Genomic DNA, 26,571 nt, shown 5'->3' on the forward strand with positions numbered 1-26,571 from the left:
ATGAAAAATTCAATAAAATATTTAAGTGTATTATTTCTAGTGGTAGCATCTAGTTGTTCTGATATTATCGATTTGAACTCTGAATCTAATATTATAGCAACTAATTATTACAGCAATTATACCGAGTTACAATCTGGTTTAACAGCCTGTTACAAAGGAATGCAAAATCCTTTAACAGAAGAATGGTCGCTAACAGAGATGCGAAGTGATAATACCTGCGAAAGCGGTGCAACCAGTACTTCAACTCCAAAAATGGATTTGGCTTATATTGATCAATTTTATCCTTCAACAACTCAAACCGGGATTTATAATTATTGGTTAAAAAGCTACAATAACATTAAAAATTGCAACACAGTTTTAAATGCGTGTGGTGCCAATTTTAATGCTTCACCTGGTGTAATTGAATATGCACCTGTAACAATTGATGCAACTGCCTATCAATGTAAAAGTGTTGCCGCAGAAGCTTCTTTTATTCGTGCGTATCACTATTTTAATTTAGTTCGTTTGTATGGCGGTGTATTTTTAGTTGACGAACCGGTTACGGCTCAACAAGAAAAAACTATCAATCGATCCGCTGTTACAGATATTTATAAATTAATAGTTGCCGATTTAAATAATGCTATAGCAAATGGTAAAAATGCTGCTTACGCTGCAAGTTCACCAGATTTAGGACGTGCAAATGTATGGGCGGCAAAAGCATTATTGGCTAAAGTTTACTTAACTCTTGGTAGAAATCAAGAAGCATCAGCGTTGTTAGATAGTGTAATTGCAGCAGGAGGTTATAGTTTACAATCTACTTATGCAAGTGTGTTTTCTATTAACAATGAAATGAATTCAGAAATTTTATTTTCTGTACGATTTAAATCGGGTGGTTTAGGTATGGGTAATCCATTATCAAATATTTTTGCACCTACAAATAGTGGTAATGCAATAATTAATGGTGATGGAAGTTCGTCCAACAACCCTACTTTGGAATTAACCAAAACCTCTACATCTTATACAACTTATATCGATCCAGCGTCGAGTAGGAAAGATGTAAATATTGGGTTGTATGGAACAAGTACTTATTATGTGAAAAAATACATTTCACCTACTGCTCTAGCAAATGATGCTGAAAATGACTGGCCTGTAATTCGATATTCTGATGTTTTATTAATGAAAGCGGAAGCAGATGGAAACACAGCAGGAAGTTTGGATTTAATTAACTTGGTTCGCGCTAGAGTTGGATTAGCTGCCCTAACTACAACAACAATTACTTCAACTGCACTATATGAAAAAGCATTGGCTCAAGAAAGAAGATGGGAATTTGCTTTTGAAAACCAACGTTGGTTTGATATCCTTAGGTTTACAACTACTACAACGTCATTGTCAGCTTCAACGGATGCATTCCCTAATATGAAGGTTCAAGGAGTAGAATACGTGATGAAAAAACATTTTACCAATATGTACACAAAATTATATGGTACCTTTAGTGTATTAACTATTACTTTGCCCCAACTTCAATCAAATGCAAACCTAAATCGTTTTTTATTGCCAATTCCACAATACGAAATTGACACGAATTCATTTATAACCATACCTCAAAACCCTGGTTATTAAGATTTTTTTAAAAACAGTGATTATTAAAATAATAGTCACTGTTTTTTTTTTATTGCTAATGTATCTATTTGTCCTAAATTAGCATTTAAATTCCTTAACTAATAACATAACAAATACAAAATGTCCGCAACCTACGAAACAAGATACGCTTCAAGTCCCCAAGCTGTAAAAGAATATAATACAGCACAATTAAGAGCCGAATTTCTAATTGACAATTTAATGGAAGTGGGGAAAGTAAATCTTACTTATTCTCATTACGATCGATATATTGCGGGTTCAGCAGTGCCGTTAGAACCATTAACGCTAGAAACTATTGCCCCTTTAAAATCTAGTTATTTTCTAGAAAGAAGAGAATTAGGCATTATCAATGTTGGTGGAAGTGGTTCTGTTATTGCTGATGGAGTTGTTTATGATTTGGGTTTCAAAGATGCATTGTACATTGGAAGTGGTAACAAAGAAATTATCTTTAAAAGTGATGATATTTTAAATCCAGCTAAATTTTATTTAAATTCTGCTCCTGCACATACCAATTATCCAAATAAAAAAGTGGGACTTGCTGAAGCAAACAAACTACAATTGGGCGCAATGGAAACTGCAAATCACCGCACAGTTAATCAAATGATTATTGGTGGAATTGTAACTACCTGCCAATTGCAAATGGGAATGACGGAATTGAAAACAGGGAGTGTTTGGAACACAATGCCTGCGCACGTTCACGATAGAAGAATGGAAGTCTATTTCTATTTAGACATACCAGAAAACCAAGCAGTTTGTCATTTTATGGGGCAACCTCAAGAAATGCGACATATTTGGATGAACAATCACCAAGCGGTAATTTCACCACCTTGGTCAATTCATTCTGGCGCAGGAACTTCAAATTATACTTTTATTTGGGGAATGGCAGGAGAAAACTTGGATTACGGAGATATGGATGTTTGTAAAATAACTGATTTAAGATAATATGGGAAGTTCATTATTTGATATAAAAGGAAAAATTGCTCTTGTAACAGGAAGTACGCACGGACTTGGAATGGCAATGGCCAAAGGGTTAGGACATGCAGGTGCGACAATTATTATAAACGGAAATTCATCACAGCCTAAAATTGATGAAGCAGTTTCGGAGTTTAAAAAAGAAGGAATTGCAGCTTTTGGATATAAATTCAATGTTACCAATGAAAGCGAAGTCATTGAAGCGATTCGTAAAATTGAAAGCGAAGTAGGCCCAATCGATATTTTAATTAATAATGCGGGAATTATCAAACGCATCCCTTTAATTGAAATGGAAGTTTCCGATTTTAAAGAAGTGGTTGATATTGATTTAGTGAGTCCATTTATCGTTTCAAAACACGTTGCAAAAGGAATGATTGCAAGACAACAAGGAAAAATAATCAACATTTGTTCCATGATGAGTGAATTGGGTAGAAATGGAGTAGGAGCGTATGCTGCTGCAAAAGGAGGACTGAAAATGCTTACCAAAAACATGGCTACGGAATGGGCAAAACACAATGTTCAAGTCAACGGAATTGGTCCAGGCTATTTTGCAACAACACAAACGGAACCTATTCGAGTAGATGGACATCCGTTTAACGAATTTATTATCAACAGAACTCCTGCAGCAAAATGGGGAAATCCTGATGATTTATCTGGTGCAGCAATATTTCTTTCTTCTAAAGCAAGTGATTTCGTAAACGGTCACATTCTTTACGTTGATGGTGGAATATTAGCTACAATTGGAAAACCTTCAAATGAAATTTAACATGAAAATTACTAACGGAATACTAGTTTTATTGCTTTCAAGCAGCTTAGTATCGTATGCTCAAAAGTCGAAGAGCATCACCATTTCCAATCCATTGAAGATAAACAGAGAATTTGAAACTGTAGCATTATCTAAAAATGCTTTGGGTTTAAATTCTTCGGATGTATTAGAAAAGTTCGGTATTAGAGAGGTTGGAACTACTGCATTTTTTATTTCCCAATGTGTGGATGAAAATGGTGATGGAATTTCTGATGTTCTATTATTTCAACCTAAAATTAAAGCATCAACCTCTAAAAAATACGAACTTGTATTAAATAATGATTCTAAAACCAAAGAAACAATCTCATATTGTTATTCTAGATTTGTTCCTGAAAGAATAGATGATTACGCATGGGAAAATAACAAAGTTGCCTTCAGAACGTATGGTCCAGTAGCTCAAAAAATGACAGAAGATAACGTAAAAGGCGGCACATTAACAAGCGGAATTGATGCTTGGTTGAAAAGAGTGGAATATCCAATTTTGAACAAATGGTACGAAAAATATACTACAGGAACAGGAACCTATCACAAAGATACGGGAGAAGGTTTAGACAACTTTCATGTGGGTGATAGTAGAGGAATTGGCGGAGTTGCGGTTAAAATAGACACGACGTATTACTATTCTAAGAACTTTATTTCATGGAAAACTATTACCACTGGGCCTCTTAGAACTAGTTTTGTTTTAACCTATGCCGATTGGGATGCCGCGGGGAATAAAATCACAGAAGTAAAACACATCAGTTTGGATTATGGAAGTTTTCTATCTAAATTTGAAATTGAAGTTTCGGGAACCAATACCCTTTCAACTGGGATTACATTGCATAATAACGATGGAAAAACTGAAGGAAATCTTAAAGAAGGCTGGATTGATTATTGGCAACCAATTGACGATTCTGAATTGGGTACAGGAATTGTATTTTCAAAAAATACTGCAATCAGTTTTGAGAAATATGTAGTTTCAAAAAAGGATTTATGCAATTTATACGTAAACCTAAATGTAAAAGAGAAAAAAGTTGTTTATTATACTGGGTTCGGTTGGAAAAAGCAAGGAGAATTTACCACCAAAGAAGCTTGGGAAAAGTATTTAGGTCAATATGCTACCAAAATCAATAATCCACTTGTGGTTAAGATTAAATAACACCAATTTAAAGTAATTATTTCAAAACAAATTCCACAAATTTTCACTCTTAATAAAGTGAAAATTTGTGGAATTTTTGTTTTATTCCCAATCATCCGTTCTAAAAGAAGAAGCTGGAAGCATGCTATTATCGTATAATGTTCCTACAAACCAATTATTCCAACCGTATCGAACTGCAACTGGTTCAAGAACTTCTGAACAAAATACTTTTACTTGCTTTCGATTGATAATTACAGCTTTTGCAGGATGAAACACTTTATCAGCTCCGGCAATTTCAAAATTGCTAACTTCTAATTCAGGAGAATATATTCCTGTTTCTGCAAAATTAAAACTCAATAACAAAGCCCCTTCTTTTGCTTCCATTGACTTGTAAATTGGTCCGGAGTAATCTACTTCTTTAAACCCGTAAGATTTGTTTAATGCTATAAATAGCAATCGTTCAGCCACTTCTTTTTTGTGTTGAGGATGGATTGTTTGCTCCGAACCTATATCTGAAAGCACTGCCATTCCTGAATTTGGAATTTCATCTAATGCTTTCAATTGCGCTTCTCGAAGGTATTGGGAATTACTTTTATCGATGTATTTATTCGGTGCAATTTGAACATAATAAAAAGGGAAATCTCCAATATTCCATTGCTTACGCCAATCTTTTACCATTTCAGGAAGCAATTTTTGATATATTTTTGGTTCGTCACGATTTGTTTCCCCTTGATACCAAATTGCCCCTTTGATTATATAAGAAGTTATCGGATGTATCATTGCATTAAAAATCGCAGAAGGAATTCTTTTGTACTTTTCAGTAGTGTCTTTTTTAAATTTATTTACATCTAAAAATGGCGCAACAGCTTCTTTACTTATCCAAGGTTGGATGCGTGTTCCTCCCCAAGAAGTCATTACTAAACCAACAGGAACATCTAATGTTTCTTGTAATTGTTTGCCGTAAAAATAGGCAACGGCACTGAAATCTTTAACGGTTTCAGGCGATGCGATATCCCATTTTTTATAATTACTTACAGAATCTAATGGCGTTGGGGAACCATTTTCAGAAATGAAAAACAATCGTAAATTGGCGTTTCTTGAAGTTGCAATAGACAAATTTCCGTCAAATGTGGGTTGTCCAGTAAATCCTTTTAAAGACATTCTCATATTGGATTGTCCAGAACAAATCCAAACTTCTCCAAATAATATATTGTCTAAGTTGATATTCGACTCACTACTTTTCAGTTGAATAGTTTGTGGTTCTTTACTTAAAGTGGTTTTTATTGCAATTTCCCAACGACCATTTTCAGGAGTAGTTATTTTAAATGTTTCAGAAATCCAACTGGTTTTAATGGTAATTTTTTCGCTAGGATTAGCCCAACCCCAAATTTTCACAGAAGTATTTCGTTGTAAAACCATATTGGAAGCAATTATCCCAGGCAACTTAATTTTAGCAAATACAAGAGCGTTATTTGATAGAAAAATAATGGAAACGAAAACAATTACAAGTTTTTTCATAAAGCTATTTTTTTATTAATTTAATTAGTTTAGATTTGTTACCATCATAGTAAAATTGGATAATATACAGCCCAGATTTTAAATTTGAAACTTCAATCTTATTGTTTAAACTATTTAATTCTAGTAGTTTTTTACCAGAAAAATCAAATAATTTTAATTTATCGTACTTTTTTAAAATAGCATCTGATAATTCTATATTATCATTTATTGGATTCGGTATTGATATAGTATTTTCTTCTAAATTGTTTGAGTTTACATTTAAAACAGCAACTTCTTGAATACTAAATCCAGAAAACCGAACGGCTTCATCACGTAAATTACCAACATCTAATAAGCTTCGGTATATTCCCCATTTTGGTCGAATAAATGAATTATACGGACGAATTGTAGTAATGTTATTATTAGTGTATGACATTAAAATAGTCCCATCACTATGTTTTTTTATAATCATAGAATAAATTCCATTGCTTCCTACTTTAATTCGTTCTTCTGCATCAACCCAAATTCCCAAAAAGGGTAATAAATCAACGATACACACTTTATTTGTCCCAGAAGTTGCATTTGCAACATAAATTAATTCTAATTTGTTTGTTGTTCCAAGCCTTGGTGTTAGGGTAAAGATTGGGTTACTATCATCGCCATCGACTGCTTTTATTTGATGGATATGAGTAAAATTTGATGATGGTTGAAAACCAAGAGGTAATTTAAAACTCCATTTGTATATAATATTTTCTCCAATAGTTCCTTTTAAATTATCAGGTGAAGCCGCATAGGTTTTAATTTCAACTCGTTGCCGATCTATTAATGTAGGATCAACGGGTTCATTATCTAATAAGGCATGTGAATAAAATTCAAATACATACCTAAATAATTCAGCATCATAAACCTCAGCAATGTGTCTGTTACCTCCTGCTGCCCATGGATGATATAAATCAGGTGCTTCAACTGCACTCACGCCATTTCCGGGCGCAAAAACACTTGTTATTAATTCGTAGGTATTTCCAGGTCCGTCAGCATTTAGCGTTATTTGTGAATAGGAAATATTAAAAGTAATAAGAATTAAAATTGCTGATAATTTCACTTTTTTATTTATTTAATTTCAATTAATTTACACCTTCCTTGATTGAAAATTCATTAAACCGAACCGCTTCATCTCTTAAATCTTCCGCTTTTTTAAGGCTTCTATAAATCCCCCATTTTGGTCTAATAAATTCATTATTAGGTCTAATAGTCATTATGTTATCACTTTTGAAAGCAAGTAATTCCTCACCATTCTTTACTTTTTTGATTGAAATAGAGTAGGTTCCGTTGGCACTAATTTTGATTTTCTCTGTAATTTCAACCCAAACGCCTTCAAAATCAGAAAGATTAGCACTAGCGAGAGTTGTTTCATTATTATGAATTACAATAAGCTGATTTACTTTGCCTTTTCGAGCTGTTAACGTAAAAATTGGTAAATCTTGTGAACCACCAACCGCTTTTATTTGATGTAAATGAGTGAAACTGTTAGAAGGTTGAAATCCTTTTGGAAGTTTGAATTTCCAATTGTAAGTAACGGTTTCTCCCAAAGTTCCTTTCAGATTATCTGGTGATGGCTCATAAGTTTTAATTTCAACACGTTGCCGATCTAGCTTTTCACATCTGTCATTATCAGGCGTTACATGAGAATAAAATTCAAATACATTTTCTTTCAAATCATCATCCCAAACTTCGGCAATATGTCTCCCAAAAGCACCATGGATACATTCAGGATTTTCTACTGCTTCATTTCCTGGGGCTAAAACACTATTGATTAATTCGTATGTATTTCCAGGGCCATCAGATTTTAATACCACTTGTGAATTACAGATAATTGGAATAGATAGCGCTAAAAAGGCAAAATATAATTTCATGAATTTTTTACTTAAATGGTTCTAGATTAGCAATAAATTTAAAAATCGCCTCATTAATTTCTGTGTTTTTATCCTTGTCAAATTTTCCGTGATGCCCTCCAGGAACCGTAAATAAATCTGATTTAACTCCCAATTCTTGCAGTTTTTTATATAGTTCAACCGATTGTTTGTAAGGTACAGTAGGATCTGCATCACCGTGTACTATAAAAATTGGAGGGCTATTTTTGGCTACGTAAGTAATAGGAGAAACTGATTTGATAAAAGCCTCATTTTTTAAATTGTCACCCAGCCAAAAAGCTGGTGAAGAACTTTTATGTTCAGGGCCATATGTCCAATCCCAAACATCCATAATTCCATATTTATCAATTATTGCAGCTACTTTAATGTTCTCGGTACCCATACAATTTGTATCAAAACGATGGTCATTTGCTAGTAAACCACCCATTAGCGCTAAATGTCCTCCTGCACTTCCGCCCATGATGATAATTTTATTAGGGTCAATATTCAATTTTGTAGCATTTTGTATCAAATAAACTAGCAAGCATCTCGTATCCTCAATTGCAGCAGGCGCTTTTGCTTGTTCACTCATACGATATTCCATGTTAGCTACAGCAAAACCAGCTTTAAAATAGGGGCTAAATCCACCTTGAGTATCTTTAGATCCCGATTTCCAACCGCCACCATGAATATTTATGATAACTGGGGTAGGCTTGGATTCATTGAGAGCTAAATATAAATCGGTTTTACCTTCCCAATCTTTAACTTTTGTATAAACTACATCAAGTTGTGCCACATAATTTTTAGGAATAGTAACAGGTTTTTTTATAATTGTATCCTTAATCTGTGCAGTGGCAAACAAAGTGGAAGAAAATACTAAAATAGAAAGTAACAGTGATTTTTTCATTATGCGTTGGTATATATGATTTTTTGATTTTGATTTTTAAATAAAAATGCGATATTTTAATAAAAAATACCGCATTTTCATTTCAATACTGAAATTAACTATTGAATAATTAATTTTTTTGTTGCTGAAATTCCAGCTTCAGTAATTTTTACAAAATACGTTCCTTTGTTCAAATTAGAAACATTAATAGCCTCAGTAATTGTTTTAACCTTATGTACTTGTTGTCCTAAAGTATTAAAAATAGTTACTTCTTTCTCTAAATCAGATGTTGCTGAAATATTAAACTTTCCATTATAAACTGGATTTGGGTATATATTAATATTTAAAATCGAATTACTTACTAAACCTAAAGCAGCTCCACCTAAAGCTTGTCCCCAATTGTTTGCCACTCTAATTTCATCAACAATTATTGTAGGGGTTGTAGTTGAAGAAGCTTGTAGTATTTTTATTCTGTCTAAATGATCTCTTGTAATAGAAGTTGTTGGATTATTTTGAGACAATGTTACAGCAGGTTGAGTAGTTGATGCTTGATCAATCCATAATTTTGCCTCTTGTTGTAAAGCATCTGCATTTCCAATATTCTCATAACTAATTACAATAATGTGCTGTGTATTAAAATCAAATTCTGTTGGACTCCATACGCATTCGTCACCATTATTCGATTTAGATAAACCTAAATTATATTTTCCCGTAGTCATATTTTTTCTGAACATTACATCTGCTGCATAATTTGTAACTGTTAATGATGTTACGGGATCAATACTGTCAGAAGAAAAACTATAGAAACCCGTTGGGACAGAATAAGTTGTGTTTGTTGTTGTAGATGCTACTATTGCAACTGGAGCATCCACTACGTTAACTACAAATGAAGAAAATAAATTTCCACTTGTAGTATTTGTAAATTTTAATTCAGGATCTATACCAGAACCAACGAATGAAATCGCGTTTCCAGCAGCAGCAGGCAATACCGTATTTGTCCATGTTGGTGACGCTACGATTAAAACATCGTCAGTAATATTAGTACTTGGACTTATTGACCAAGAGCCTAAACCTGTACCTGGGTTTTCAAGAACAGCAGTTGAAGCTCCGTTATTCATTTGAATTAATTTATCGCCAACAGTATAACTTGCAAAACTTTCATATAATGGTAAAGTTTTTAAATTTGTATCTCCTACAAATGCCTGCGTTGCAATACGAGTACTTTCAACATTGTTAACTGTTTGAGAACCATAATAAGTAACATAAGTTAAAGGTGTACTTGCAGCAATTGCTGTTCCTCCAGTAACAGTAGAATACCATTTTATGTTAGTTCCTGTGGCAACCAAACTACCAACTGTTGGATTTGTTGTTGAATTAAATACTTGTCTGTTTGCAATTGTTGGAGGTAAGGTATAAGCTGGTGGTGTGCTCAAACTAATTTTAAAGTTATCAAATTGGTAGGAGTTTGCCGTACTAGTACTACTCATCAATCCAGCTACAAAACCGAAGCTAGTCATTGGGGTAGTAGTTGGGACATCCGCTACAGATCCCCCAAGTGTGAACGAACCTGTTGAAGGATCTACAAACGTTATTGGTGTTGGTAAAATCGGATCTTCTCTGTAAAATAATTCCCAGACATCTACTGTTGGGTTATAAGTTACCTTAATACTCAAATTATTTGAGGTTGTAATTGAGGTTGGAATCTGAGCTAGTTCAGGAGATTCAATTAATCTTGTAACAACAGAAGCTTCACTTATGACATCTCCAATTCCGTTAGAAAATTTTATCAAATAAATACTTACTTTTCCAGAAGTAGCATTGTTAGCACTTTTCTGTAGTGTAACAGCATATCCAGCACCAGCACCAGCACCATTAGACAGTGCAGTTCCAGTTGTAGAGCAAAGAACAACACCACTAAAATATTTATTAGCCGGATAACCTGTTGAAGATGAAAAAATATTAGTAGATGCTCTAGATGCTTTCATGTTAAAATTCCATGTAACCAGATTGGTATTAGAATGAAGCGCTCCGTTCAATCCTGATCCTGTAGGTAATGCTCCAATTACACTTACTCTATTTGCGCCAGTTGTTGCATTTGGCATAAAGTTTAGAAAAGCATCAGTACTATTGAGATCTACTGAAGCATAACCAGCAACATTAGTTACATAACTTACAGACGGAGTAGAAGTAGCACCGCTGTAATTATTTGCTATTGGAACTGCTGTTGTACCAAATGTTTCTAGAACCACTGTTTGACTCGATATTGAGTTAGCGCAAAGTAACATCAATATTAATACACATTTAATAGACTTGTGATTAAGTAATAATTTTTTCATAAATTTTTTATATTCATTAATTTTTATTTCACATAATTAAAATATCAAGAATTTAATAATTCCTAATTAATAATTTAGTATTTCAAAATTACACTACTAATTGAAAATAAAAATACGAATGTATGGGTAAAATTGTACAGAATTGTAATGAATAAAAATCTATTTAAAATAATTAATAAAGAAGCCCGGTAATTTAATTTACCGGGCTTCTTTATTAATTATTTATTGAGTTTTATGAAATTATTTATTGGTAAGGAGGAAAACTCGTAGGGTCTAAATGTCTTCTCAATCTTGTAGGATCTGTAAAGTCAGAGGGTAAAGGAGTAGGTAAATTAGTCAATGGGTTTATTGGGCCGGTAAATTTTCTAGGAATACCTTGTCTTTCGTCAATATTCGGAGTTGAAGGATCATCAACATCAGCACCGTTATAAGGGTAATAGCCATTACTTACTGAAACTCCGTTTACAATTATATTTGGTCTTTTAATTTCACTTTTAGTCATATAGTGATCACCGTCATCGTCAATATCATAAAAATTTGGCACTCCATCTCCATCGCTATCGTAATCTTTAGGTTTTTGACCAACTACAGTCAAACTAACTTCGTCTTTTGATAAAATTCCATCTCTATCATGGTCTCTCGTGCGTTGGCTTTTTAATTTGAAACTAAAAATAAGCGGGGAATAAGCAGGTAAATAAGCGGAAGGAATTTGGTTATAATACCCTAGACCTGAAGGAATAAACATCACCCCAGCACCAAAGTTGGCAAAAGTTGTTGGATTTGGACCTAAAGCAGTGTCGTATGTTCCAGTTTTAAATAAAGGAATAATTTCTCCCCAACCAGCAACAACCGATTCTAATTGAAACCAAATTGGAGTTTGAGAATAATCAAATTGTACATCTGATACTAAAGTTCCTCTGTAGGAAACATACACAGAATCTACAGCGGTAGTACTTTGATTAGTTCCTTGACGTAAATTTAAATAATAAACTTTATAATTGACCGCTTGAATATCATTTTGAACCATTTTGAATTGCAAAGGATAGGTTTGTTGCAAACGAATGGATTGTTGTGTTCCACCTACTGGAATTTTAGTCATAGTTACATTATAATCTGAATCAACTGTTAAATAATGTGTATCAATGTATTTATTTATAGAATCCATGTCAGATGTATTTTGAACACTAAAATCCCTCAAAGTAATTGTTGGAATAGGATCACTTTTTGAACAGGATACAATTGTTATTCCAACCACAAGAAATAAAACGATTTTGAAATATTTATTCATTATTTATTAAATTTTAAGGCTGCAAGATACAATATTGATTTATTTTTGTAACCAATTTAACTTTGATTTTAGAAAAAAATATGAGAGTAGATAAATTTTTGTGGTGCGTTCGCTATTATAAAACCCGAAATATGGTTACAGAAGCCTGTAAAAAAAATCATATTACTGTGAATGGATTGGTTGCAAAACCCTCAAAAGAAGTATTTCCAACAGATAGAATCACGTTTAGAAAAGATCAAATCACACAAATCATAGTAGTTTTAGATGTTCCTCCAAATAGAGTTGCTGCAAAATTGGTTGATATTTACAGAAAAAATGAAACTCCAATTGAAGCATTTCAACATTTGGAATTATTGAAATTATCAAAAGAGCATTATCGAAAAACAGGGGATGGACGTCCTACAAAAAAAGACCGTAGAGATTTAGAGGATTTTGGAAATGAAACAAATGAAGATGAAACTGACTAAAAATTACTGGGAAGAACGTTATAAAAATGGAGAAGTAGGTTGGAATGTGGGAAAAATTACTACACCAATTAAGGAATATATCGACCAATTGACTGATAAAAATATCAAAATTTTGATTCCAGGTGCCGGCAATGGTTACGAGTTTGAATATTTAATTGAAAAAGGATATAAAAACTCCTATGTGGTTGATTATGCATCAACTCCTGTTGAAAACATTAAAAAAAGAATTCTAGATTTAGATGAAAATCAAATCATTAACTCTGATTTTTTTGAGTTGGAAGGAAAATATGATTTAATAATTGAACAAACATTTTTTTGTGCTTTAAACCCTGAGTTACGGGAAAATTATATTCTGAAAATGAAGGACTTATTAAATCCTAATGGCAAAATAGTAGGGCTTTTATTTCAATTTCCTTTAACATCTGAAGGACCGCCTTTTGGAGGTTCAAAAGAAGAGTATATCACTTTATTCCAAGACAATTTTAACATAATTACCATAGAAACTGCACATAATTCAATTGCATCGAGAAGTAAAAAAGAACTATTTGTTATTTTTGAAATTAAATAAAAGAATATAATTACTATGGAACAACTGGAAACGGTGCATTCTTATAAGCGCCTAAATCTGGAGGTGAAGTCCTTATAATACCCAAAATGTCAGTCAAAATTAAATATGCTTGATTTCCCTTTGCAAACGCTGCGGAAGTACTGTTAATATTTAACTTATTTTGATTTGAATTCAAAAATTTAGGGTCTTGATTTCTAATTATATTGGAATAATGAGTAACATCAGTATCAAATAAATACAAAGGATTGTTAGTAAATTGATTTGCTGTGTTATTAAATTTGAGCAAACAATTATTAAATTGATAATTGAAATTGGCACCGTCTTTTTTATCCAAAAGCATTTCAACTTGATTTAAACCATAAATAATACAATTGTCAAATTCTGCTTGATTTAATCCTATTGTAGTTATTACTTCACCCACTTTTTTGTAATTATTAACTAATACAGCCACTTGTTTGGAACTTTGCCAGTTATTATTGAAAGTGCAATGTTTGAAAAGATAGGAACCGCCTTCGGTACAAGCGATACTGGCTTGACCTGCAGAATTGATGACTAAATTCGTCCCCTGTATTTTTGCAGTTCTTGCCAATATTCCAACATTTGAACAATTATAGATCTGAGAATTATCTATTTTTAAAGTCGTATTTGTAGCATTTTCAACATCTCCCACAAAAATCCCTACTGTTGCATTTTTTAAAGTTAGATGATTAATTTGGTTGTTTACACTTCCTTGGCTCATCCAAATCAAACCCCATTGTCCGGGAACATCAGAAAAACCAGGTTCTAATCGGTCGCCTTCAAAAACGACTTCTTTTTCTAAAGCGGTAGTTGTAGAAACTTGCCCGTTTACTTTTAATGAACCGCCATTTCCAACAATAATGCCTGAATTAGCATGAAAATGTATTCGAGCTCCTGGGTCAATATTTAACGTTTCACCACTCGGAATTCCCGCATAACCATAGATAACGTATGGCTTTGCATTTGTCCAATGGTATTCGTCATTGTGGTCAGTATGGTCTAGAATAAATCCATAAATTTGGTCTTGACCGAATGTTAAAGATTCATAACTCACCGCGCCAGTTGTGGCGTCAACATATTTTTGTGGGTATAAAAAAACCGCATCTTGAATCAAAGTTACTAATTCAACATTTTGTAATTTACTGCCAGAATCAAATTGAATTTGATCGGTATATAAAAAATCGGTCGGATTTGCATCGGCAATACCAGCTGTAGTTTCAATGAAAACATACATACTATCTTTCGCTAAAAGTTCTACATTATTAAATATTTTCCCGTTTTGACCTTGCCTACCATCAATAGTCATTCTGTATTTTGATGCCGCTCCTTTTCCTAATTGTATTCTAGGAATTAAGATGTCATTATTACTTTTATTATATACTTTTAAAGTGTAAGTACTTGATCCTATGTTGGTAAAAACGGTATCTAAGTAAACTGTGTCTTTTGAAAAACCTAAATTTCCAGCGCTTGGTTCAAAAACAAAATCTTTTCTACACGATGACATTGAAATTAAAATTCCGATAAAAAGTACATAAATTGTATTTCGCATTGCAACTGATTTTTTGTAAAAATAAGGTATTAATTTGATAATTATAAATACACTAACTTTTAAATTGTAAATATATAACGAAAAAGTATTGATTTTAGTTTGCCATTTTGCATTAGCGTACTAAAATGGTAATAAATTTTCAACTAATCATATAATATCTTATTTTTACATCAAAAAAATGGCTTTCGATAAAGAGAAAATCCTTTTAATGTGTAATGCTTTTTCAAAAAACACTTTGATGGAAACATTAGAAATTGAATTTATAGATGCAGGCGAAGATTTTTTAGTTGCCAAAATGCCTGTCAATCCAAGAATTCATCAACCAATGGGATTGTTGCACGGTGGCGCATCAGTAGCTTTAGCAGAAAGTGTGGGAAGTGCGGCTTCAATGTTGTTTGTAAATCCTGAAGAATATGAAATTCGAGGCATTGAAATTTCAGCCAATCATTTGAGAAGCAAAAAAGAAGGAATTGTTTTTGGAACTGCAAAAATCATTCACAAAGGTCGTAGTTTGCATTTATGGGAAATTAAAATCACTGATGAAGAAGGGAAATTAATTTCGCTTTGCAAACTCACAAATATGGTTTTACAAATAAAAAGCAAATAGTAATTTAAATTTGTTTTAAACTCATACAAATGAAATTATGATTGATTTTTTTATAAAAGTAAAACAACAATTTCAGCAAAATTTACCGTTTGTAATTTATAGCAAACCCAATATAAATCGTATTTCAGGATTTTTTCAAAAGAACAATCAGTTGTATTTTACAACCGATTTTGCCGAAAAGGGATTTGTTATAGCTCCATTTGATGGTAAGCAGGTATTGCTAATTCCTGAGCGGGAATCGGAATTGATTGAAATTGAATTCACTCCCAATCCCATAATTAACAGAGCCAAATTCGATACTTTTATAGATGAATTAGCTAAAAATAATTTTGAAAATTTAGTTCAAAAAGCAATTGACGCCATAGAAAATGGAAGTTTCAATAAAGTTGTTTTATCACGTGAGGAAGTAATTGATTTGCCAAATTTCGACTTAGTTTCATTATTTGAAAAATTAGTAAATTCCTATTCCACAGCCTTTACTTATTGCTGGTTTCATCCTGAAATTGGTTTGTGGATGGGCGCTACTCCGGAACGATTGCTCAAAGCAAATGGGAATGAATTTCATACTGTAGCTTTGGCAGGAACGCAGTTATATCGAAATAATGAGACCGTAATTTGGAGAAATAAAGAACAGGTTGAACAACAATTTGTCACGGATTATATATTGGAAACAATAAAAAATGTGACTTCTGAAGTCAAAATTTCATTGCCATATACTTTAAAAGCTGGAAGTTTACTGCATTTGAAAACAGATATTAAAGGAATAATAAATGAAAATGCGTCATTAACACAATTAGTTTTACTTTTGCATCCAACTCCAGCAGTTTGTGGTTTGCCAAAAAGCAGTGCTAAAGATTTTATTATTAAAAATGAAGGATACAAAAGAAGTTTTTATGCTGGTTTCTTGGGTGAAATAAACAAAAATAAAAATTCAGAAACGGATTTATTTGTGAATTTAAGATGTATGAAAATAACATCAAAATTGGATAAAATAAAAGCACATTTGTATATAGGTTGCGGAATCACAAAAGATAGCAATCCTCAAAAGGAATGGCAAGAAACAGCGAATAAAGCAATGACAATGAAAAATATAATAGTATGAAATTAGATATACTTGCCTTTGGCGCACATCCAGATGATGTAGAATTAGGATGTTCGGGAACTATTGCAAAAGAGATTTCCTTGGGGAAAAAAGTTGGAATTATCGATTTGACACGCGGCGAATTAGGAACTCGTGGTTCAGTTGAAATTAGGAATAATGAATCGGAAGCTGCGGCAAAAATTCTTGGGGTTTCCATTCGAGAAAATCTGGATATGCGAGATGGTTTTTTTCTAAATGATGAAAGTCACCAATTGAGAATCATTGAAATCATTAGAAAATACAAACCGGAAATAGTTTTGTGCAATGCAATTGACGACCGTCATATTGATCACGCAAAAGGAAGCAAATTAGTTTCTGACGCTTGTTTTTTATCAGGATTAGTAAAAATTGAAACTTCAATTAATGGTATTCATCAAACAGCTTGGCGACCAAAATTAGTGTTTCATTATATTCAATGGAAAAATATTGAACCTGATTTTGTTGTTGATATTACTGGATTTATCGATAAAAAGGAAGCTTCAATTTTGGCTTACAGCTCCCAGTTTTACAACCCTAATTCCGAAGAACCAGAAACTCCAATTGCAACAAAAAACTTCTTGGAAAGTATTCATAATCGTTCTAGAGAATTAGGACGATTAATAGGAACGGAATATGCAGAAGGATTTACCGTAGAAAGGTATTTAGCAGTCAATAGCTTAGGGGGTTTGATTTAATTATTTTATTTTTTCCTTTGCAAAATAAAACTTTTCACCTATATTTGCACTCGTTAAAAATGGTGGTTGTAGCTCAGCTGGTTAGAGTATTGGTTTGTGGTGCCGAGGGTCGCCGGTTCGAACCCGGTCAGCCACCCAAAAACGCAAAAGCTTCGAAGTAATTCGAAGCTTTTTTTGTATTCTTATTGCTACAATTATTCTAAATAAGAATCATATTATTTACGTAATTTTGTATTCCTAAATTAATAATTTGAGAACATCAATTTATAAAGATATTTCCGATGTAAAGTTGCTTAAACAACAGCTTTTGTCTTGGGCACAGCAATTTCGGGAAGTTGTTTTCTTGGATAGCAATGAATATCCACAAAAATATTCCAATTACGATTGCGTGTTGGCAGTTGATGCTTTTACATCAATTACAACCGATTATCACAATGCTTTTGAGGATTTAAAACAATACCAACAAACAACAAAAGACTGGCTTTTTGGTTATTTGACTTATGATTTAAAAAATGATACTGAAGCATTACAATCGCGTAATTTTGATGGTTTAGAATATCCCGATTTGTTCTTTTTTCAACCAAAAAAACTTTTTTTATTGAAAGGAAATCAACTTGAAATTCAATATCTCAATATGTGTGATGATGGAGTTGAAGATGATTTTCAAGCGGTATTAAAATATTCAGAAACTACTATTGAAACCAATGAACCACTTCTAATCCACCAACGTATTTCTAAAGAATTTTATTTGGAAAAAGTTTCAAAAATGCTTGATTACATTAACAATGGCGATATTTATGAGGCTAATTTTTGTATGGAATTTTATGCTGAAGGAGCTATAAATCCAATAACGAAATTCCAACGGTTGAATGAAATTTCAAAACCACCATTTGCAGTTTATTTGAAAAATAACAAACAGTTTTTGCTTTCTGCATCACCAGAACGGTATTTGAAAAAGGAAGGCGAAAAGATTATTTCTCAACCTATAAAAGGAACTTCCGAAAGATTTTCGGATGTTAATGAGGACGAAATTGCTAAGCAAAATTTAGCATTAGATCCAAAAGAACGTTCTGAAAATATTATGATAACTGATTTGGTCCGGAATGATTTGTCACGAACGGCACAAAAAGGTTCGGTGCAAGTGGAAGAATTATGTGGCATTTATTCCTTTTTGCAAGTGCATCAAATGATTTCTACGATAACTTCAATTATTGACAATCAAAATGCTGTTATTGAAGTTCTTAAAACAACTTATCCGATGGGAAGTATGACGGGCGCACCTAAAATTTCCGCAATGAAAATCATTGAAGAATTGGAAGAGACAAAACGAGGTTTGTATAGTGGTGCAGTAGGATATTTTACTCCTAACGGCGATTTCGATTTTAATGTGGTTATTCGCAGTATTCTTTACAACCAAGAAAATCAATACGTTTCCTTTTCTGTAGGAAGTGCAATCACCTCACTTTCAGTCCCTGAAAAGGAATATGAAGAATGTCTTTTGAAAGCCAATGCGATGTTTAATGTATTGAATTGCAATTAGTTTTAAGTTTGCTTTAATCCTCTGTTTAAAATAACTATTTTTGACTATGATTGAAAAATTCAAATCTCATCTTTCCAATAATTTTCCTTTTCTGAAAGGTAAAAAATTGCTTTTGGCAACAAGTGGCGGTTTGGATAGTATGGTAATGGCGCATTTATTTCAGGCTTTGGATAATGAATTTGCAATTGCACATTGCAATTTTCAACTTCGTGGAATGGAAAGTTTTGGCGATCAAAAATTCGTACAAGACTTTGCAGACACTAATAAAATTCCAATTTTCATCACTCAATTTGACACGCAAGCATTTGCAAATGATTATAAATTATCCACTCAAGTTGCTGCCCGAGAATTGCGTTACAATTGGTTTTATGAATTATTAGAAACCGAAAACTACGATTATATTTTGACCGCGCATCATTCCGATGACAACATTGAAACCTTTCTAATTCATCTTGTTCGAGGTTCTGGATTGGACGGTTTTACTGGAATTCCAACTCAAAATAACTCTGTAATTCGTCCTTTATTGGCTTTTAGCCGTGATGAAATTTCAAATTATGCTTCCGCAAATGCCCTTCTGTGGCGTGAAGACAGCAGTAATGCTTCGGATAAATATTTACGAAACAAAATACGCCACGATTTGGTTCCGATACTAAAAGAATTGAATCCGAATTTTTTAACTTCATTTCAAAACACTCAAAAATATTTGAAAGAAGCACAAGCAATGGTTGAAGACGCTACGATTATGATTTACCAGCAAGTAGCAACAGAAATTGAAGATAAGATTCATTTTGACATTCAAAAACTTACAAAATTGCCCAATTATAAATCCTATTTGTACCAATGGTTGAAAGAATTTGGTTTTTCTGCTTGGGATGATATTTATGATTTGGTAACTTCACAATCAGGAAAACAGGTTTTTTCTGGTGAATTTAGACTTTTAAAAGACCGCCATTTTTTGATTTTAAGTCCAATGAATGAAACCGATGCAACAAAAGTATATTGCATTGATGAAAATCAAAAAGAAGTTAATTTTCCTATAAAACTTTCGTTTTGTAACAAAGATTACAACCCAAATACTGATAATTCCATTATATTTGTGGACGGTGATAAATTGAAATATCCTTTGGTTTTGAAAAGATTTGAAAAAGGTGCCGTTTTTCAGCCTTTTGGAATGAATGGAAAATCGAAAAAAGTAAGCAAACTTTTTAAAGATGAGAAATTATCACTTTTGCAAAAGGAAAACACTTGGATTTTATATTCAGATAATGAAATTGTTTGGGTTGTTGGAATCCGACAAGACGAGCGATTTAAAATTGAAAATACAACAATAAATAGTTTACAAATAGCCCTATTATAATGAAAAAATTACTTTTTTTACTTTTTACTTTTTTGGTTTACACCAATGGAATTGCACAAATTTTAGATCCTGTAAAATGGAAATCTAAAATCGAAAAAATTTCTGAAACCGAATTTAATTTAGTTCTTGAAGGTACTATTGACAAAGGTTGGCATTTATATTCCCAATTTACACCAGACGGAGGACCAATTTCATTAGAATTAAAATTTGCGGAAAGCGCAGGAAATTATGAATTGGTTGGAAAAACGAAAGAAAGCAAAACCAGAAAAGAATACAATTCCATTTTTGAAGTAGATGAAATTTTCTTTGAAAAGAAAGTGGTTCTTACTCAAAAAGTAAAAATTGTAAATTCTAAAACAAGAAGTATTAAACTAAAAATTGATTATCAGGCTTGTAAAGAAGTTTGTATAAATTTAAACAAAGACTTTCAATTTGAAATTCCTGTTATAGCTTCAAATGCGATACTTCCTGTAAAAAAAGACATGGTTTTAGTTGATTCTACATCCAATAAAGTGACATCCGAAACCATTAAAACAGAAGTTGAAACACAAGAATCTGTTCCTCAAAAACCAATTGAAGAACCTAAAAAAGGTTTGTTTACTATTTTTATAATTGCTTTTTTCTCAGGTTTTGCAGCACTTTTAACGCCTTGTGTTTTTCCGATGATTCCGATGACGGTGAGTTTTTTTACAAAACAAAGCAAAACCAAAGCACAAGGAATTAGAAACGCAATTTTATATGGTATTTCAATAATCCTAATTTATGTCGTTTTAGGATTTTTAGTCACTTGGATTTTTGGTGCCGATGCGTTGAATGCGTTGTCCACAAATGTCTGGTTTAATATTATTTTCTTCGGATTATTGGTGTTTTTTGCAGCATCCTTTTTGGGAGCTTTTGAAATAATGTTGCCTAATTCTTGGGCAAATAAAGTCGATCAACAAGCGGATAGAGGAGGAGTTGTAGGGATTTTATTTATGGCATTGGCATTAGCTATTGTTTCTTTTTCTTGCACAGGACCAATTGTTGGAACCTTATTAGTTGATGCAGCGTCTAAAGGCGGTATTGCCCCAATTATTGGAATGTTCGCCTTTTCATTGGCTTTGGCTTTACCATTTATGTTGTTTGCAATGTTTCCTGGTTGGTTAAATTCCTTACCAAAATCAGGCGGCTGGTTGAATACTGTTAAAGTAGTTTTGGGCTTTTTAGAATTGGCTTTAGCCTTTAAATTTTTATCAAATGCCGATTTAGTTTTGCAATTGCATTTATTGGAACGCGAAGTTTTCCTTGCCATTTGGATAGCCATTTTCGGAACTTTGGCACTTTATTTATTTGGAAAAATCACCTTGCCACACGATAGCCCGTTGACGCACATTTCTGTGGGTAGATTATCATTGGGATTATTGGTTTTGACATTTACAATGTATTTAATTCCGGGACTTTGGGGCGCACCATTAAAATTAACTAGCGGTTATCTTCCTCCAATAGAGTACAGTGAAAGTCCGTTTGGAATAGGTCAAAATTCAGCTTCCGTATCTAAAGAAGCTTTGCCAGGAGGGGCAAAATTTGGACCTCACGGAATTGTTGTTTTTGAAGATTACGAAAAGGGATTAGCGTATGCGAAATCGGTAAATAAACCTATTATGCTTGATTTTACGGGTCGTGCGTGTGTGAATTGTAGGAAAATGGAAAACAATATTTGGGGAGATAATGCAATTTTACCAATTTTAAAAAATGAAGTTGTACTTATTTCTTTATATGTAGACGAAGATATAGATTTACCAAAAAAAAACCAATTTATTTCTAAAAATGGTTCTGAGATTATTACTGTTGGCGATAAATGGACTGATTTAATGATTTCTAAATATAAAACAAACACACAACCATTGTATGTAATTACCGATTTGGAAGGGAATAATTTGAATGCAACAACCCCAACAATTAGTTATACGCCCGATGTAAAAGTCTATAAAGACTGGTTGAAATCAGGAGTTTCAAATTTTAAAAAATAATAGTAATTTCATCTTTATAGGTTAGGATTTTTATTTTAAAAACATCATGTTTTTATTAATTATCACTAAAAATTAATATTCTAATTAAAATAGTAGTACTTTAGACAAATATAAAGTATTCGCCATGTTAGTAAAAGTATTTGGAAGTGCCGTTTTTGGAGTTGAAGCCACAACTATAACTGTAGAAGTCAACATTGACAAAGGAATAGGTTACCACCTTGTTGGGTTGCCCGATAATGCCATCAAAGAAAGCAGTTACCGAATTGCCGCTGCTTTGAAAAATAATGGTTATGCCATGCCTGGCAAAAAAATTACAATAAATATGGCTCCTGCCGATTTGCGAAAAGAAGGTTCTGCCTATGATTTGACTTTGGCAATTGGAATACTAGTTGCTTCGTCACAAATTCAAACTACCGAATCCGATAAATATATTATTATGGGCGAATTGTCACTTGATGGCGGTTTGCAACCCATTCGAGGCGCTTTACCCATTGCCATAAAAGCAAAAGAAGAAGGATTTAAAGGTTTTTTTCTTCCAATTCAAAACGTAAAAGAAGCTGCAATTGTTAGCGGTTTAGATGTTTATGGTGTCGAAAACCTGCAAGAAGTTATAGATTTCTTGGAAGGAAAAGGAACATTGCAACCTACAATTATAGATACACGAGCCGAATTCAATAAAACATTAGATTTTCCAGAATTCGATTTTAGCGATGTTCGCGGTCAAGAAAGTATCAAAAGATGCATGGAAATTGCGGCTGCTGGTGGACATAATATAATTTTAATTGGACCTCCAGGAGCAGGAAAAACAATGCTTGCCAAGCGATTACCAAGTATTTTACCTCCAATGACTTTACGAGAAGCACTTGAAACCACAAAAATTCATAGTGTAGCAGGCAAATTGAAAGAAGTAGGTTTGATGAACCAACGCCCTTTTAGAAGTCCGCATCACACGATCTCAAACGTGGCACTAGTCGGTGGCGGAAGTTATCCTCAACCCGGTGAAATTTCTATGGCACACAATGGGGTTTTATTTTTAGATGAATTACCAGAATTCAAACGTGATGTTTTGGAAGTAATGCGTCAACCCTTGGAAGATAGAGAAGTTACTATTTCCAGAGCGAAATTCACTGTGACCTATCCGTCTTCATTTATGTTGGTTGCAAGTATGAATCCAAGTCCGAGTGGTTTTTTCAATGATCCAGATTCACCGCAAACTTCTTCGCCTCACGAAATGCAAAGGTATTTGAGTAAGATTTCAGGACCATTATTAGATAGAATTGACATTCATATTGAAGTTACACCCGTGCCTTTTGAAAAATTATCGGACGATAGAAAATCAGAATGTAGCGTTGATATTCGAAAAAGAGTTACTGCTGCACGTGAAATTCAAACCGCAAGATTTGAATTAATGGAAAAAGTACATTACAATGCTCAAATGAGTTCCAAGCAAATTAGAGAATTTTGTGCGCTTGATGAGGTTTCAAAACAATTATTAAAAACAGCTATGGAAAGGTTGAATCTTTCGGCACGAGCCTATGACAGAATCCTTAAGGTGGCGCGAACCATTGCCGATTTAGAAGCCGCAGAAACTGTTGTTTCTTCGCATATTGCCGAAGCCATTCAATACAGAAGTTTGGATCGAGACGGTTGGTTGGGGTAGAATTTTAGTAATACAAACTTGGATATTTCAAAGAGTTATCTTCACTCATCATTTCATATATTTTTTCATAAATATCTTCAGCAGATGGTTTTGAAAAATAATCACCATCCGTTCCATAAGCAGGACGGTGTTCTTGAGAAGTTAGCGTTTTTGGTTGGCTATCCAATTGAAAATATCCTTTTTGAACTTCTAAAATTTGTTGTAAAATATAAGCCGAACCACCACCAGGAACATCTTCATCAACCACCAATAATCGATTTGTTTTAGAGATACTTTTCAGAATATCATGATTGATATCAAATGGTAAAAGAGACTGAACATCAATGATTTCAACATCAATTCCAATTTCCATCAATTCTTTTGCAGCTTGTTCCACTAATCGTAATGTGGAACCATAAGAAACTACTGTGATGTCTTTCCCATATTTAATAGTTTCCACAACCCCAATTGGAGTTTTAAATTCACCTAAATTTAAAGGCATTTTTTCTTTTAAACGGTATCCATTTAAACATTCTATTACCAATGCAGGTTCGTCTGTTGACAGTAAAGTATTATAAAAACCAGCTGCTTTTGTCATGTTTCGGGGTACTAAAACATGAATCCCACGAAGTGCATTTATTATCATTCCCATTGGGGAACCAGCGTGCCAAATTCCTTCTAAACGGTGACCACGTGTTCTGATTATTAACGGCGCTTTCTGACGTCCCGCAGTTCTGTATTGCAGCGTAGCCAAGTCGTCACTCATAATTTGAATACCATATAACAGGTAATCTAAATATTGAATTTCTGCAATCGGACGCAATCCACGCATCGCCATTCCAATTCCTTGCCCAATAATTGAAGCTTCTCTAATGCCAACATCTGCAACTCGAAGTGCTCCGTATTTCTCTTGCATTCCTTCCAAACCTTGGTTTACATCTCCAATATTACCTGCATCCTCACCAAAAACCAAAAGTTCAGGAAATTTTGTAAAAAGAGTATCAAAATTATCTCTTAATATCATTCTTGCGTCAACTTCAATTGAATTTTCATCAAATTCAGGAAGTACTTCTTTTACCGAAAATACATTTTCTTTCGATTCAGAATATAAATGAGAACTAAATTTAGGTTGAACTTTTGAAGTGACATCTGTAATCCATTTTGCCAATTTACTTTTATCGTTTTCAGCAACTATTTTCCTTAAAATTTTTCTTGCTGTCGATAAAATATCTTTTCGAAGTGGCTCTTTTATTGCTGCTAAATCACTTGCAAATTGCTCTATAAAAGCACTATTTTTTGAAGATTTGCATATTTCCTTTAACAAGGTTACTAATTCTAATTGTTCTGCTTTTATGGGCGATACAAATGCATTCCAAGCGGCTTTTTTTCCTTCTAAAACGTCTTTTTTGGCTTGATTTGCTATTGAATCAAGATTTTCTTCTGTGGAAAATCCATTTTCAATCAACCATTTTTTCATTTGTTTCAAACAATCAAATTCACTTTCCCATGCTAATCTTTCGGCATTTTTATAACGTTCATGAGAACCCGAAGTGGAATGTCCTTGTGGCTGCGTCAATTCTTTAACATGAATTAAAACTGGAACGTGTTCTTCTCTTGCAATTTTGGCAGCTTTCTGGTAAACGTCTGTTAAACTTGGGTAATCCCAACCTTTTACAGTCAAAATTTCATAGCCTTCATTATTAGTGTCTCTTTGAAAACCTTTCAATATTTCTGATATATTCTCTTTTGTAGTTTGGTGTTTTGCGTGAACCGAAATTCCGTATTCATCATCCCAAACACTCATAACTACAGGAACTTGTAGCACCCCAGCTGCATTTATAGTTTCAAAAAACAATCCTTCCGAAGTTGAAGCATTTCCAATTGTTCCCCAAGCAACTTCATTTCCATTGATAGAAAATTTAGTTTTATCTTCTAATCCCTTAACGTTTCTATATATTTTTGAGGCTTGCGCCAATCCAAGTAATCTCGGCATTTGACCAGCAGTAGGTGAAATATCGGCACTTGAATTTTTTATTTGCGTTAAATCATTCCAATTTCCATTTTCATCAAGTGAATGTGTAGCAAAGTGCCCGCCCATTTGACGTCCTGCACTCATCGGATCGTGTTCAATGTCAGTATGACCATACAAACCTGCAAAAAATTGCTGAATTGTCAAATGTCCAATTGCCATCATAAAAGTTTGATCTCGATAATATCCAGATCTGAAATCTCCTTTTTTAAATGCCTTTGCCATCGCCAATTGTGGTACTTCTTTTCCGTCACCAAAAATACCAAACTTGGCCTTTCCAGTTAGCACTTCACGTCTTCCTAACAAACTGCATTCCCGACTAATACATGCAATCTTATAATCGTTTAACACCTCGATTTTAAAATCTTCAAAAGTCAACGCTACAGTTTCTGTATGTTTCATAATTTTTTCTTTGCTGTAAATTTTAACAAAAATATATAAAATCTATGTATTTACATAATAGTTTGAATAAAATATAATTAAATTATCAATAATAATAGTTCTGATATAGGAGTATATTTTATTTTATTGTTATTAAAAACACA

21 protein-coding genes and 1 tRNA gene are annotated in these 26,571 nt (G+C 33.1%); 14 read left to right on the forward strand and 8 right to left on the reverse strand.

What is annotated here, in order from left to right; translation table 11 throughout:
- From AC9UEH_RS02990 to AC9UEH_RS03005, 4 genes are all read left to right on the forward strand, one after another.
- Positions 1-1,599, forward strand: coding sequence for a RagB/SusD family nutrient uptake outer membrane protein (locus AC9UEH_RS02990; protein WP_509528230.1), 1,599 nt, complete (start codon positions 1-3; stop codon positions 1,597-1,599).
- Between the two features lie 120 nt (positions 1,600-1,719).
- On the forward strand, positions 1,720-2,559 hold the full coding sequence (kduI, locus tag AC9UEH_RS02995) for a 5-dehydro-4-deoxy-D-glucuronate isomerase (protein ID WP_509528232.1): 840 nt from the start codon (positions 1,720-1,722) through the stop codon (positions 2,557-2,559).
- 1 nt (position 2,560) lies between these two features.
- A complete protein-coding gene (locus AC9UEH_RS03000) occupies positions 2,561-3,355 on the forward strand; it encodes a gluconate 5-dehydrogenase (RefSeq protein WP_509528234.1) in 795 nt (264 codons plus the stop codon).
- A gap of 1 nt (position 3,356) precedes the next feature.
- Complete coding sequence (locus tag AC9UEH_RS03005; protein WP_509528236.1) at positions 3,357-4,532, forward strand: BT3233 family polysaccharide utilization protein; 1,176 nt, start codon at positions 3,357-3,359, stop codon at positions 4,530-4,532.
- A gap of 81 nt (positions 4,533-4,613) precedes the next feature.
- Here the strand turns inward: AC9UEH_RS03005 and AC9UEH_RS03010 are convergent, their stop codons facing one another.
- From AC9UEH_RS03010 to bamM, 6 genes are all read right to left on the reverse strand, one after another.
- Positions 4,614-6,029 carry a sialate O-acetylesterase gene (locus AC9UEH_RS03010; RefSeq protein ID WP_509528238.1) on the reverse strand — a complete coding sequence of 472 codons (1,416 nt, stop codon included), beginning with the start codon at positions 6,027-6,029 and terminating at the stop codon, positions 4,614-4,616.
- A gap of 4 nt (positions 6,030-6,033) precedes the next feature.
- Complete coding sequence (locus AC9UEH_RS03015; protein ID WP_509528239.1) at positions 6,034-7,110, reverse strand: T9SS type A sorting domain-containing protein; 1,077 nt, start codon at positions 7,108-7,110, stop codon at positions 6,034-6,036.
- A gap of 22 nt (positions 7,111-7,132) precedes the next feature.
- Complete coding sequence (locus tag AC9UEH_RS03020; protein ID WP_509528241.1) at positions 7,133-7,921, reverse strand: heparin lyase I family protein; 789 nt, start codon at positions 7,919-7,921, stop codon at positions 7,133-7,135.
- A 7-nt stretch (positions 7,922-7,928) separates the two neighbouring features.
- Complete coding sequence (locus AC9UEH_RS03025; protein WP_509528243.1) at positions 7,929-8,825, reverse strand: alpha/beta hydrolase fold domain-containing protein; 897 nt, start codon at positions 8,823-8,825, stop codon at positions 7,929-7,931.
- A gap of 98 nt (positions 8,826-8,923) precedes the next feature.
- The gene (locus AC9UEH_RS03030) at positions 8,924-11,053 is read right to left on the reverse strand and encodes a T9SS type A sorting domain-containing protein (RefSeq protein ID WP_509528245.1); all 2,130 of its coding nucleotides are present in this window, start codon (positions 11,051-11,053) and stop codon (positions 8,924-8,926) included.
- 331 nt (positions 11,054-11,384) lie between these two features.
- Entirely contained in the window at positions 11,385-12,428 is a 1,044-nt protein-coding gene (gene bamM, locus AC9UEH_RS03035) for a BamM family beta-barrel-assembly machinery protein (protein ID WP_509528247.1), read from the reverse strand.
- Positions 12,429-12,508: 80 nt separating this feature from the next.
- On the opposite strand from bamM, the gene AC9UEH_RS03040 reads away from it, so the two are divergent.
- Positions 12,509-12,895 (forward strand): RNA-binding S4 domain-containing protein, encoded by a 387-nt coding sequence (locus AC9UEH_RS03040; RefSeq protein ID WP_509528249.1) that lies wholly within the window; start codon positions 12,509-12,511, stop codon positions 12,893-12,895.
- Complete coding sequence (locus tag AC9UEH_RS03045; RefSeq protein WP_509528250.1) at positions 12,882-13,463, forward strand: methyltransferase domain-containing protein; 582 nt, start codon at positions 12,882-12,884, stop codon at positions 13,461-13,463. The genes AC9UEH_RS03040 and AC9UEH_RS03045 overlap by 14 nt, the downstream gene beginning before the upstream one ends.
- A gap of 13 nt (positions 13,464-13,476) precedes the next feature.
- On the opposite strand, the gene AC9UEH_RS03050 is transcribed toward AC9UEH_RS03045, so the two are convergent.
- Positions 13,477-15,030 carry a hypothetical protein gene (locus tag AC9UEH_RS03050; RefSeq protein WP_509528251.1) on the reverse strand — a complete coding sequence of 518 codons (1,554 nt, stop codon included), beginning with the start codon at positions 15,028-15,030 and terminating at the stop codon, positions 13,477-13,479.
- A gap of 178 nt (positions 15,031-15,208) precedes the next feature.
- Here AC9UEH_RS03050 and AC9UEH_RS03055 point away from each other — a divergent pair, with 178 nt between their 5' ends.
- The 8 genes from AC9UEH_RS03055 (at position 15,209) to AC9UEH_RS03090 (ending at position 24,018) form a co-directional block, all read left to right on the forward strand.
- Entirely contained in the window at positions 15,209-15,637 is a 429-nt protein-coding gene (locus AC9UEH_RS03055; RefSeq protein WP_509528252.1) for a PaaI family thioesterase, read from the forward strand.
- 37 nt (positions 15,638-15,674) lie between these two features.
- Positions 15,675-16,739: an isochorismate synthase gene (locus AC9UEH_RS03060; RefSeq protein ID WP_509528253.1), complete on the forward strand. Its 1,065-nt coding sequence runs from the start codon at positions 15,675-15,677 to the stop codon at positions 16,737-16,739.
- On the forward strand, positions 16,736-17,452 hold the full coding sequence (bshB1, locus tag AC9UEH_RS03065) for a bacillithiol biosynthesis deacetylase BshB1 (RefSeq protein ID WP_509528255.1): 717 nt from the start codon (positions 16,736-16,738) through the stop codon (positions 17,450-17,452). The genes AC9UEH_RS03060 and bshB1 overlap by 4 nt, the downstream gene beginning before the upstream one ends.
- A 62-nt stretch (positions 17,453-17,514) precedes the next feature.
- Positions 17,515-17,588 (forward strand) — tRNA-His (locus tag AC9UEH_RS03070).
- Between the two features lie 114 nt (positions 17,589-17,702).
- Positions 17,703-18,992, forward strand: coding sequence for an anthranilate synthase component I family protein (locus AC9UEH_RS03075; RefSeq protein WP_509528256.1), 1,290 nt, complete (start codon positions 17,703-17,705; stop codon positions 18,990-18,992).
- Between the two features lie 46 nt (positions 18,993-19,038).
- Positions 19,039-20,349: a tRNA lysidine(34) synthetase TilS gene (gene tilS, locus AC9UEH_RS03080; protein ID WP_509528258.1), complete on the forward strand. Its 1,311-nt coding sequence runs from the start codon at positions 19,039-19,041 to the stop codon at positions 20,347-20,349.
- Positions 20,349-22,358 carry a protein-disulfide reductase DsbD family protein gene (locus AC9UEH_RS03085; protein WP_509528260.1) on the forward strand — a complete coding sequence of 670 codons (2,010 nt, stop codon included), beginning with the start codon at positions 20,349-20,351 and terminating at the stop codon, positions 22,356-22,358. The genes tilS and AC9UEH_RS03085 overlap by 1 nt, the downstream gene beginning before the upstream one ends.
- 124 nt (positions 22,359-22,482) lie before the next feature.
- Positions 22,483-24,018: a YifB family Mg chelatase-like AAA ATPase gene (locus AC9UEH_RS03090; RefSeq protein ID WP_509528261.1), complete on the forward strand. Its 1,536-nt coding sequence runs from the start codon at positions 22,483-22,485 to the stop codon at positions 24,016-24,018.
- A 4-nt stretch (positions 24,019-24,022) separates the two neighbouring features.
- Here the strand turns inward: AC9UEH_RS03090 and AC9UEH_RS03095 are convergent, their stop codons facing one another.
- On the reverse strand, positions 24,023-26,428 hold the full coding sequence (locus AC9UEH_RS03095; RefSeq protein WP_509528263.1) for an alpha-ketoacid dehydrogenase subunit alpha/beta: 2,406 nt from the start codon (positions 26,426-26,428) through the stop codon (positions 24,023-24,025).
- Positions 26,429-26,571: the final 143 nt, after the last annotated feature.

This window comes from Flavobacterium sp. (genome assembly GCF_040402835.1).
Taxonomy (GTDB): Bacteria; Bacteroidota; Bacteroidia; order Flavobacteriales; family Flavobacteriaceae; genus Flavobacterium.

Coding starts and splice junctions, on each gene's coding strand:
- AC9UEH_RS02990 (WP_509528230.1), top strand. CDS start 1: ATGAAAAATTCAATAAAATATTTAAGTGTATTATTTCTAGTGGTAGCA.
- kduI (WP_509528232.1), top strand. CDS start 1,720: ATGTCCGCAACCTACGAAACAAGATACGCTTCAAGTCCCCAAGCTGTA.
- AC9UEH_RS03000 (WP_509528234.1), top strand. CDS start 2,561: ATGGGAAGTTCATTATTTGATATAAAAGGAAAAATTGCTCTTGTAACA.
- AC9UEH_RS03005 (WP_509528236.1), top strand. CDS start 3,357: ATGAAAATTACTAACGGAATACTAGTTTTATTGCTTTCAAGCAGCTTA.
- AC9UEH_RS03010 (WP_509528238.1), bottom strand. CDS start 6,029: ATGAAAAAACTTGTAATTGTTTTCGTTTCCATTATTTTTCTATCAAAT.
- AC9UEH_RS03020 (WP_509528241.1), bottom strand. CDS start 7,921: ATGAAATTATATTTTGCCTTTTTAGCGCTATCTATTCCAATTATCTGT.
- AC9UEH_RS03025 (WP_509528243.1), bottom strand. CDS start 8,825: ATGAAAAAATCACTGTTACTTTCTATTTTAGTATTTTCTTCCACTTTG.
- bamM (WP_509528247.1), bottom strand. CDS start 12,428: ATGAATAAATATTTCAAAATCGTTTTATTTCTTGTGGTTGGAATAACA.
- AC9UEH_RS03040 (WP_509528249.1), top strand. CDS start 12,509: ATGAGAGTAGATAAATTTTTGTGGTGCGTTCGCTATTATAAAACCCGA.
- AC9UEH_RS03045 (WP_509528250.1), top strand. CDS start 12,882: ATGAAACTGACTAAAAATTACTGGGAAGAACGTTATAAAAATGGAGAA.
- AC9UEH_RS03050 (WP_509528251.1), bottom strand. CDS start 15,030: ATGCGAAATACAATTTATGTACTTTTTATCGGAATTTTAATTTCAATG.
- AC9UEH_RS03055 (WP_509528252.1), top strand. CDS start 15,209: ATGGCTTTCGATAAAGAGAAAATCCTTTTAATGTGTAATGCTTTTTCA.
- AC9UEH_RS03060 (WP_509528253.1), top strand. CDS start 15,675: ATGATTGATTTTTTTATAAAAGTAAAACAACAATTTCAGCAAAATTTA.
- bshB1 (WP_509528255.1), top strand. CDS start 16,736: ATGAAATTAGATATACTTGCCTTTGGCGCACATCCAGATGATGTAGAA.
- tilS (WP_509528258.1), top strand. CDS start 19,039: ATGATTGAAAAATTCAAATCTCATCTTTCCAATAATTTTCCTTTTCTG.
- AC9UEH_RS03085 (WP_509528260.1), top strand. CDS start 20,349: ATGAAAAAATTACTTTTTTTACTTTTTACTTTTTTGGTTTACACCAAT.
- AC9UEH_RS03090 (WP_509528261.1), top strand. CDS start 22,483: ATGTTAGTAAAAGTATTTGGAAGTGCCGTTTTTGGAGTTGAAGCCACA.
- AC9UEH_RS03095 (WP_509528263.1), bottom strand. CDS start 26,428: ATGAAACATACAGAAACTGTAGCGTTGACTTTTGAAGATTTTAAAATC.